This window comes from Burkholderia sp. BCC1977 (assembly GCF_905339595.1).
Classification (GTDB): domain Bacteria; phylum Pseudomonadota; class Gammaproteobacteria; order Burkholderiales; family Burkholderiaceae; genus Burkholderia.
In genome coordinates this window covers 84,299-92,567 of sequence record NZ_CAJPGQ010000028.1, presented here as the reverse complement: position 1 = coordinate 92,567, position 8,269 = coordinate 84,299, and the positions used below count along the sequence as shown (strand labels likewise).

The 8,269-nt window shown below is 67.4% G+C and carries 10 protein-coding genes; 5 read left to right on the top strand and 5 right to left on the bottom strand.

Annotated elements, in window-relative coordinates:
* Positions 1-40: 40 nt before the first annotated feature.
* The 5 genes from lysM to gcl form a co-directional block, all read right to left on the bottom strand.
* Positions 41-511 (bottom strand): peptidoglycan-binding protein LysM, encoded by a 471-nt coding sequence (gene lysM, locus U5771_RS22645; protein WP_322026022.1) that lies wholly within the window; start codon positions 509-511, stop codon positions 41-43.
* A 132-nt stretch (positions 512-643) separates the two neighbouring features.
* On the bottom strand, positions 644-886 hold the full coding sequence (locus U5771_RS22640) for a hypothetical protein (RefSeq protein ID WP_322026021.1): 243 nt from the start codon (positions 884-886) through the stop codon (positions 644-646).
* A gap of 83 nt (positions 887-969) precedes the next feature.
* Positions 970-1,863: a 2-hydroxy-3-oxopropionate reductase gene (locus tag U5771_RS22635; protein WP_322026020.1), complete on the bottom strand. Its 894-nt coding sequence runs from the start codon at positions 1,861-1,863 to the stop codon at positions 970-972.
* Positions 1,864-1,905: 42 nt separating this feature from the next.
* Positions 1,906-2,715 (bottom strand): hydroxypyruvate isomerase, encoded by an 810-nt coding sequence (gene hyi / locus U5771_RS22630; protein ID WP_322026019.1) that lies wholly within the window; start codon positions 2,713-2,715, stop codon positions 1,906-1,908.
* A gap of 45 nt (positions 2,716-2,760) precedes the next feature.
* Positions 2,761-4,536, bottom strand: coding sequence for a glyoxylate carboligase (gcl, locus tag U5771_RS22625; RefSeq protein ID WP_322026018.1), 1,776 nt, complete (start codon positions 4,534-4,536; stop codon positions 2,761-2,763).
* Between the two features lie 171 nt (positions 4,537-4,707).
* On the opposite strand from gcl, the gene U5771_RS22620 reads away from it, so the two are divergent.
* The 5 genes from U5771_RS22620 (at position 4,708) to priB (ending at position 8,269) form a co-directional block, all read left to right on the top strand.
* Entirely contained in the window at positions 4,708-5,619 is a 912-nt protein-coding gene (locus U5771_RS22620) for a LysR substrate-binding domain-containing protein (protein ID WP_322026017.1), read from the top strand.
* Between the two features lie 162 nt (positions 5,620-5,781).
* Positions 5,782-6,423, top strand: a complete 642-nt coding sequence (locus tag U5771_RS22615; protein WP_322026016.1) for an RNA polymerase sigma factor — start codon at positions 5,782-5,784, stop codon at positions 6,421-6,423.
* The gene (locus tag U5771_RS22610) at positions 6,413-7,312 is read left to right on the top strand and encodes an anti-sigma factor family protein (protein ID WP_322026015.1); all 900 of its coding nucleotides are present in this window, start codon (positions 6,413-6,415) and stop codon (positions 7,310-7,312) included. The genes U5771_RS22615 and U5771_RS22610 overlap by 11 nt, the downstream gene beginning before the upstream one ends.
* A gap of 242 nt (positions 7,313-7,554) precedes the next feature.
* Positions 7,555-7,929 carry a 30S ribosomal protein S6 gene (rpsF, locus tag U5771_RS22605; protein WP_006755436.1) on the top strand — a complete coding sequence of 125 codons (375 nt, stop codon included), beginning with the start codon at positions 7,555-7,557 and terminating at the stop codon, positions 7,927-7,929.
* Between the two features lie 40 nt (positions 7,930-7,969).
* Positions 7,970-8,269, top strand: coding sequence for a primosomal replication protein N (gene priB, locus U5771_RS22600; RefSeq protein WP_322026014.1), 300 nt, complete (start codon positions 7,970-7,972; stop codon positions 8,267-8,269).

The window sequence follows — 8,269 nt, the reverse complement described above, 5'->3', positions numbered from 1 at the left end:
GGCCGTCGGCCTGCTTTTTGCGTCAGTGCTGCGCGAATGCTCAGGACTGCGGCGGAATCACCAGCTTCTGGCCCGGATAGATCCGGTCCGGGCTCGACAGCATCGGCTTGTTCGCCTCGAAGATCGCCGGGTACTTGTTCGCGTCGCCGTACACTTCCTTGGCGATCGCCGACAGCGTGTCGCCCGCCTTGACGTCGTGGTACTGAACTTCCGGATCGTCCGGTTGGAGGTCGTCGTCGTTGACGCCCGCGACGCCTTGCACGTTGCCGGCCGCGACCTTGACCTTCGCCTTCGTGTCGAGATCGGCGACGCTGCCCGACAGCGTGACGGTGCGCGATGCGCCGTCGAACGCGACGGTCAGGTTCGACGTGTCGAGACCTTGCGTGCTGATGTAGTTCTTGATCGCATCGGCCGCGGTCTGGTTCGCGGCATTCGGATCTTCCGCTGCTTGCGCATCGGCGTGACCCAGCAGTTTTTCACCCGCCTCTTTAATAAACGAAAGAAGACCCATCGCTGCACTCCCTAGGTGGTTGAAAAGAAAACGCGCCATGAAGTGGCGAAAAAAACACCGCGCTGGGCACGGTCACCGGAGTGAGCGCAAGCGCGGCGGATTTCTCGAAAGGCGTGGCGAAAGTGTAGGCGTTCAACGCGACGATTGCATGAAAAATCGCACGCGCGAACGTAAAGAAGTGTAATACGCGAAATCCGACAGGCGGACACCCGACGACGACGTCTGACCGACCAAGGCTTCCCCGGCGCCGCCGGGTGCCGCTGCGGACCCCACCACGCCGCTCTCAGCCCAGAGCGGCGTTTTTCGCCCCGTCGCGCACGCGTTTCGGCGATACGCGGCGGGGCGCCCCACCGTGATGCGCGTGGTGTCGCGCATCGATGCGATCGGCCATGGCCGGATCGCGTGTGTTCGTCGCGCGCGTTCGCCGTTGCAGCGAACCGCGCGTCGTTGCAGCCGCGTTACGCGGCCGGCGTCTGGCCGATCTCGAAGTTGGACATGATCTCGAGCGCGCGCACGAGTGCCGAGTGATCCCAGGCCTTGCCGCCGTGCGATGCGCACACGCTGAACAGCTGCTGCGCGCTCGCCGTGTGCGGCAGCGCGAGGCCGAGCTTGCGTGCGCCGTCGAGCGCGAGGTTCAGGTCCTTCTGGTGCAGCTCGATGCGGAAGCCCGGATCGAACGTGCGCTTCGTCATGCGCGCGCCGTGCACTTCGAGGATGCGCGAGGCGGCGAAGCCGCCCATCAGCGCCTGGCGCACGCGCTCCGGATCGGCGCCCGAGCGTGCGGCGAACAGCAGCGCTTCGCCGACCGCCTCGATGTTCAGCGCGACGATGATCTGGTTCGCGACCTTGCAGGTCTGGCCCGCGCCGTTGTCGCCGACGAGCGTGATGTTCTTGCCCATCTTCTCGAACAGCGGCTTCGCGCGCTCGAAGGCCTGCTCCGGGCCGCCGACCATGATCGTCAGCGTCGCTTCGCGGGCACCGACTTCGCCGCCGGACACCGGCGCGTCGAGGTAGTCGCAGCCGAGCGCGTTGATCTGCTTCGCGAATGCCTGCGTGTCGAGCGGCGAGATCGAGCTCATGTCGATCACGAGCTTGCCGGCCGTCAGGCCCTTCGCGACGCCGTCGTCGGCGAACAGCACGTTACGCACGTCGGGCGTGTCCGGCACCATCGCGATGATGATGTCCGCGTTCTGCGCGACTTCGGTCGAGTTCGCGACGACCTTCGCGCTCGCGCGCAGGTCGTCGGGAATCGGGAACGCACCGTTCACGACGAGCTGATGATCGCCCTTGAGCAGGTTGCGCGCCATGTGCGCGCCCATGATGCCGAGGCCGATGAAACCGATGGTTGCCATGTGAAAGTCTCCTGGTAGGGGCGTATGCGGGAAGGGCGGATCTCAGGCGGCGCGGCGCGCCGAGCCCGGTGCGCAGCCGGCGACGGCTTGCAGCCAGCCGAGCCCTTCCGTCGTGGTGGTGCGGGGCTTGTATTCGCAGCCGACGTAGCCGGCATAGCCGAGCCGGTCGAGTAGCGCGAACAGGAACGGGTAGTTGATCTCGCCCGTGCCCGGCTCGTTGCGGCCCGGGTTGTCCGCGAGCTGGACGTGGCCGATCGACGCGAGGTTGCGTTCGATCGTCGCGGCCAGTTCGCCTTCCATGCGCTGCATGTGATAGATGTCGTACTGCAGGAACAGGTTGTCCGAGCCGACCGCGCGGATCACGTCGAGCCCTTCCGACGAGCGGTTCAGCGCGAAGCCCGGGATGTCGAAGCTGTTGCACGGCTCGACCAGCAGGCGGATGCCTTCGCGCTTCAGTGCGTCGGCGGCGAAGCGCAGGTTGTCGACGATCGTGACGAAGGTCTTGTCGCGCGCGGTGCTCGCCGACGGAATGCCGACGAGGCAGTTCAGCTGCGGCACCTTCAGCGCCTTCGCGTACTCGATCGCACGGCCGACACCTTCCTGGAATTCGCCGACCCGATCGGGCAGGCACGCGATGCCGCGCTCGCCCTGATCCCAGTTGCCGGCGGGCAGGTTGTGCAGCACGAGGCGCAGGCGGTGCGTCTCGAGCCGCTCGGCGAGTTCCTCTTTCGCGTACGGGTACGGGAACAGGAACTCGACGGCATCGAAGCCCGCGTCCGCGGCCGCCTTGAAGCGGTCGAGGAACGGCACTTCGTTGAACAGCATGGTCAGGTTTGCAGCAAACTTCGGCATGAGCTAAGCCTCTTCGGTCGGTCAGTCAAAAAGATGTCGTGCGGATCAGTCGAGCATCGAGATCGCGGTCGGCGCGTGCTCGGCCTTCTCGGCGAGTTCCTCGAACTCGTTGATCGCGTCGATTTCGGTGCCCATCGAGATGTTCGTCACGCGCTCGAGGATCACTTCGACGACCACCGGCACGCTGAACTCTTCCGCGAGCGCTTGCGCCTGCTTCAGCGCCGGCTCGATCTCTTCCGGCTTGAACACGCGCAGCGCCTTGCAGCCGAGGCCTTCGGCCACCGCCACGTGATCGACGCCATAGCCGTTCAGCTCCGGCGCGTTGACGTTGTCGAACGCGAGCTGCACGCAGTAGTCCATGTCGAACGCGCGCTGGGCCTGGCGGATCAGCCCGAGGTACGAGTTGTTCACGACGACGTGCACGTACGGCAGCTTGAATTGCGCGCCGGCGGCCAGTTCCTCGATCATGAACTGGAAGTCGTAGTCGCCCGACAGCGCGACGATCGGGCGGCGCGGGTCGGCCGCACGCACGCCGAGCGCGGCGGGGATCGTCCAGCCGAGCGGGCCGGCCTGGCCGCAGTTGATCCAGTTGCGTGCCTTGAACACGTGCAGGAACTGCGCGGCGGCGATCTGCGACAGGCCGATCGTGCTGACGTAGCACGTATCGCGGCCGAACACCTTGTTCATTTCTTCGTACACGCGCTGCGGCTTGACCGGCACGTTGTCGAAGTGGGTCTTGCGCTGCAGCGTGCGCTTGCGCTCCTGGCACTCGGACACCCACGCGCCGCGGTCCTTCAGCTTGCCGGCGGCCTTCCATTCCTGCGCGACCGCGACGAACAGCTCGAGCGCGGCCTTCGCGTCGGACACGATGCCGAGATCCGGGCCGAACACGCGGCCGATCTGGGTCGGCTCGATGTCGACGTGCACGAACTTGCGGCCCTTCGTGTAGACCTCGACGCTGCCCGTGTGGCGGTTCGCCCAGCGGTTGCCGATGCCGAGCACGAAGTCGGACGCGAGCATCGTCGCGTTGCCGTAGCGGTGCGACGTCTGCAGGCCGACCATGCCGGCCATCAGCGGATGGTCGTCCGGAATCGCGCCCCACGACATCAGCGTCGGGATCACCGGCACGCCGATCGTTTCGGCGAACTGGACGAGCAGGTCTTCGGCCGCCGCGTTGAGCACGCCGCCGCCCGACACGATCAGCGGCTTGTCCGCGTCGTTGAGCATCGCGAGCGCCTTCTCGATCTGCGCGCGGGTCGCCGCGGGTTTGTAGACCGGCAGCGGTTCGTACGTGTCGATGTCGAATTCGATCTCGGCGAGCTGCACGTCGATCGGCAGGTCGACCAGCACCGGGCCCGGACGCCCCGAGCGCATCAGGTGGAACGCCTGCTGGAACACGCGCGGCACGAGCGCCGGCTCGCGCACGGTGACGGCCCACTTGGTGACGGGCTTCGCGATCGACTCGATGTCGACGGCCTGGAAGTCTTCCTTGTACAGGCGCGCACGCGGCGCCTGGCCCGTGATCGCGAGGATCGGAATCGAATCGGCCGAGGCGGAGTACAGGCCGGTGATCATGTCGGTGCCGGCGGGGCCCGACGTGCCGATGCACACGCCGATGTTGCCCGGTGCGGCACGCGTGAAGCCTTCGGCCATGTGCGACGCGCCCTCGACGTGGCGGGCCAGCACGTGGCTGATGCCGCCCGACTTGCGCATCGCTGAATAGAACGGGTTGATTGCCGCGCCGGGCACGCCGAACGCGGTCTGGATGCCTTCCTTCTCGAGCACGAGTACGGCTGCGTCGACGGCTCTCATCTTGGCCATGAATGTCTCCTTGAATGTACGGATCTTGCGAATCGGTCTGTTGGGAACACTTTAGGGACGCAGGAAAGGTTTGATAAGATCAGCCGAAGTCGCTTATTTCGAAACTAAAAGTATGGAATGACGGCCGGACGGGGCTTCCCGCCGGTGTCGGAGCCGGGACGGAGACGGGAAATGGATCGTTTCAAGCAGATCGAGACGTTCGTGCGGGTCGCGGACGCGGGCAGCCTCGCGGCGGCCGCGCTCGAGGAGGGCGTGTCGCCGGTGGTGCTCGGGCGGCGCATCGACGCGCTGGAGCAGCGCCTCGGCGTGAAGCTGATGTACCGCTCGACGCGGCGGCTGGTGGTCAGCGAGGAGGGCGCCGCGTTCCTCGAGCGCTGCCGCGGGCTGCTGTCCGAATGGGACCAGGCCGAGAACGAACTGGCCGCCGGCCGGCGCGCGGTCAGCGGGCACCTGATCGTGTCCGCGCCGGCCGCGTTCGGCCGCAAGCATGTTGCGCCACACGCACCCGGTTTCCTCGTCGACAAGCCGGAAATGCAGCTGTCGTTCAACCTGACCGATCGTGTCGTCGATCTCGTGCGCGAAGGCTACGACCTGTCGATCCGGATCGGCGGCTCGGTCGACCCGAACTTCGTCGCGGTGAAGCTCGCGTCGAACCGGCGCGTCGTGTGCGGCACGCCCGACTATTTTCGGCGCCACGGCCGGCCGAAGTCGCTCGACGACCTGCTCAGGCACAACTGTCTCGCCTTCAACCTGCAGGGCGGCCAGAACCGCGGCTGGTATTTCCAGCGCCACGGCAAGATCGTGACGATGCGGGTGGCCGGCAATCTCGACTGCAACGACGGCGAGCTGCTGCATCGCTGGGTGGCGGAAAGCCTCGGGCTCGGCTGGCGCTCGACCTGGGAAATCGCCGCGCAGCTCGAAACGGGCGAACTCGAGACGGTACTCGACGAATACGCGCTGCCGGACTACGACATCCTCGCGGTCTATCCGCAGCAGCGCTACGTGCCCGCGCGCGTGCGCTATTTCATCGACTACCTGCGCGAAGCGTATGCGCGGCCCGGCTACTGGAGCGGCACGCCATGACGGGCGCGGCACGCCCCGGCATTTTTTTGCGCATGAGCGGCTGCGTGCGGGAATAAACTCGACGCAGCGGCGGTAAGGTCATCGAGTGCGCCCGCTGCCGGTCTGTCCGGGCACCGGGCGCGGAACGGGCGCGGCTGCGGCCGCCGGGACCAGGGAGGTCATGTGGGGCAAGCCGGACAGGCGGTCGACGAACGGGCGGAGGATGACGCGGTCGCGCGCGGCGAGCGGTTTCGCGTGCTCGTGCTGCCGCATCTCGATGCCGCGTACAACCTCGCGCGCTGGCTGAGCGGCAACGCGGGCGACGCGGACGATGTCGTCCAGGACGCGTGCATGCGCGCGCTGCGCTTCGTCGACTCGTGCCGCGGCGACAACGCGCGGCCGTGGCTGCTGACGATCGTGCGCCACACCTGGTACACGGAGTGGCGCCGCCGCACCCACGCGCACGAGGTCGCATTGCCCGACACGCTCGACGACACGGCGGTGCCCGACGACTGGCAGCCGGCGACGGAGGATCCGCTCGCGCACCTGCTGCGCGGCGAGAACGTGCGACTGGTGAACGCGGCGCTCGCGAAGCTGCCGCCCGAATACCGCGAGGTGCTGGTGCTGCGCGAGATGGAGGATTTGAGTTACCGCGAGATCGCGGCGATCGCCGACGTGCCGGTCGGCACCGTGATGTCGCGGCTTGCGCGCGGCCGGCGCAGGCTCGCCGCGCTCCTGGGCGACACGCAGGCGCCGGCGTCCGAACCCGCGCCGGGACGTGCGTCGGCAAGCGGAACCGCATCGGAGGCGATCGATGGACTGTAACGAAGCGCGAGCGTTGCTGGACGCGGACGTCGACCGCGAGCTGTCGGCGCCCGATGCGTTGCGCGTCCAGCGGCATGTCGAAGGGTGCGACGCGTGCCGCCGCGAACGCGAGCGGATCGTCGCGCTGGGGCGGGCCGTGCGGCAGGCCGACTATCACCGTGCGCCCGATGTGCTGCGGGCGAAGATTCTCGCGGCGCTGCCGGCGGCAGGCGGCGCGGGCGCGCGCGGGCCAGCCCGCGCGGAACAGGAGCCCGACGCGGCGGCGCGGCCGCGGCCTCGACCGAACGGCCGCCGCTGGTTCTCGTGGCCGGCCGGCCGCGGCGTGTCGGCTCGCCCGGTGCCTGCCGGGCCGTGGCCGTGGGTGCCGGCGCTGCCCGGGCTCGGCTGGGGCGTGGCGCTGTTGGTCGCGCTCGCGGCGGCGGCCGGGATGGCGCTGTCCGCCCGCCACGCGGAAACCGGCCAGACGGTCGACGAACTGGTCGCGAGCCACGTGCGCGCCGGCCTGTCGGCGCGCGACATCGACGTGATCTCGACCGACCGGCATACGGTCAAGCCGTGGTTCAACGGCCGGCTCGACTATGCGCCGCCGGTCGAGGACCTGTCGGCGAGCGGCTTCCCGCTGGCCGGCGGCCGGCTCGACTACGTCGGGCGGCGCCGCGTCGCGGTGCTCGTCTACCGGTACCGGCAGCACGTGATCGACGTGTACGTGCGGCCGGCAGGCGTCGGGCGGGAGACCGCGCCGTACGCGACCGTGTCGCAGGGCTACGCGCTCGACCGCTGGGACGCGGCCGGGATGACATGGTGGGCCGTGACCGACGCCGAGCCGTCGGCGCTGGCCGCGTTCAGGACGGCGCTCGACGCGCGGCTGGGCGTGGCGCGCAGCGAGTGACGGCGGGCCGCGTCGGCGGCCCGTCACCCGCTGCGCGATGCTCCGCCCCCGATTCCTGGGCGGGCGCGCCGCCAGCCGTTGCAGCCGTCGGCACCATTCAAGTCGTTGAAAACATGGCCGAATCCGGTCGGAAAATGCCGATCGGTGTTGCATGCGCCCTGTATCCGGGTTAGAATCTTCGGCTTCTCACTTGCCACACCGGTTCAGACGCCCGGGTGGCTTTAATCCACAAGGAGTGTGTAATGCGTCATTACGAAATCGTATTCATCGTGCACCCCGATCAGAGCGAGCAAGTGCCCGCGATGATCGAGCGTTACAAGACCACGATCACGACGCACGGCGGCCAGATCCACCGTGTCGAAGACTGGGGCCGTCGCCAGCTGGCCTACATGATCGAGAAACTCGCGAAGGCTCACTACGTCTGCATGAACATCGAGTGCGACCAGACGACGCTCGACGAACTCGAACACGCGTTCAAGTTCAACGACGCCGTGCTGCGCCACCTCATCGTCAAGATGAAGAAGGCCGAGACCGGCCCGTCGCCGATGATGAAGGAAGTTCAGCGCGAAGAAGCCAAGAAGGCGGCTGCAGCTCAGCCGACCGAAGCGCAGGCTTAAGTTCGTCACTCATTAAGCCATCAAGGAGCGCGTCTCTCACGTGAACAGGTTGCAATTGACGGCAAGCGTCGTCGAACGCGCACCGGTGCGATATACGCCGGCGGGTGTTCCGATCGCAAGCGCCACGTTGCATCACCGCACGGAAGTCGTCGAAGCAGGCATTCCCCGTCAGGTCGACATGACGATCGAGGCGGTGGCGGCCGGTGAGGCGAGCGGCAAGCTGGAGCGTCGTGAAATGGGCGTCGAAACGCTGTTCACGGGCTTCCTGGCAAAGAAAAGCCGCAACGCGAGAACCTTGGTGTTTCACATCACTGCATTGCAGGACATAGGAAAGGACTGA

What these genes read in the sequence shown, in the direction of transcription:
- lysM (WP_322026022.1), bottom strand. Translation starts at nt 511, where the DNA reads ATGGGTCTTCTTTCGTTTATTAAAGAGGCGGGTGAAAAACTGCTGGGT.
- U5771_RS22640 (WP_322026021.1), bottom strand. Translation starts at nt 886, where the DNA reads ATGCGCGACACCACGCGCATCACGGTGGGGCGCCCCGCCGCGTATCGC.
- U5771_RS22635 (WP_322026020.1), bottom strand. Translation starts at nt 1,863, where the DNA reads ATGGCAACCATCGGTTTCATCGGCCTCGGCATCATGGGCGCGCACATG.
- hyi (WP_322026019.1), bottom strand. Translation starts at nt 2,715, where the DNA reads ATGCCGAAGTTTGCTGCAAACCTGACCATGCTGTTCAACGAAGTGCCG.
- gcl (WP_322026018.1), bottom strand. Translation starts at nt 4,536, where the DNA reads ATGGCCAAGATGAGAGCCGTCGACGCAGCCGTACTCGTGCTCGAGAAG.
- U5771_RS22620 (WP_322026017.1), top strand. Translation starts at nt 4,708, where the DNA reads ATGGATCGTTTCAAGCAGATCGAGACGTTCGTGCGGGTCGCGGACGCG.
- U5771_RS22610 (WP_322026015.1), top strand. Translation starts at nt 6,413, where the DNA reads ATGGACTGTAACGAAGCGCGAGCGTTGCTGGACGCGGACGTCGACCGC.
- rpsF (WP_006755436.1), top strand. Translation starts at nt 7,555, where the DNA reads ATGCGTCATTACGAAATCGTATTCATCGTGCACCCCGATCAGAGCGAG.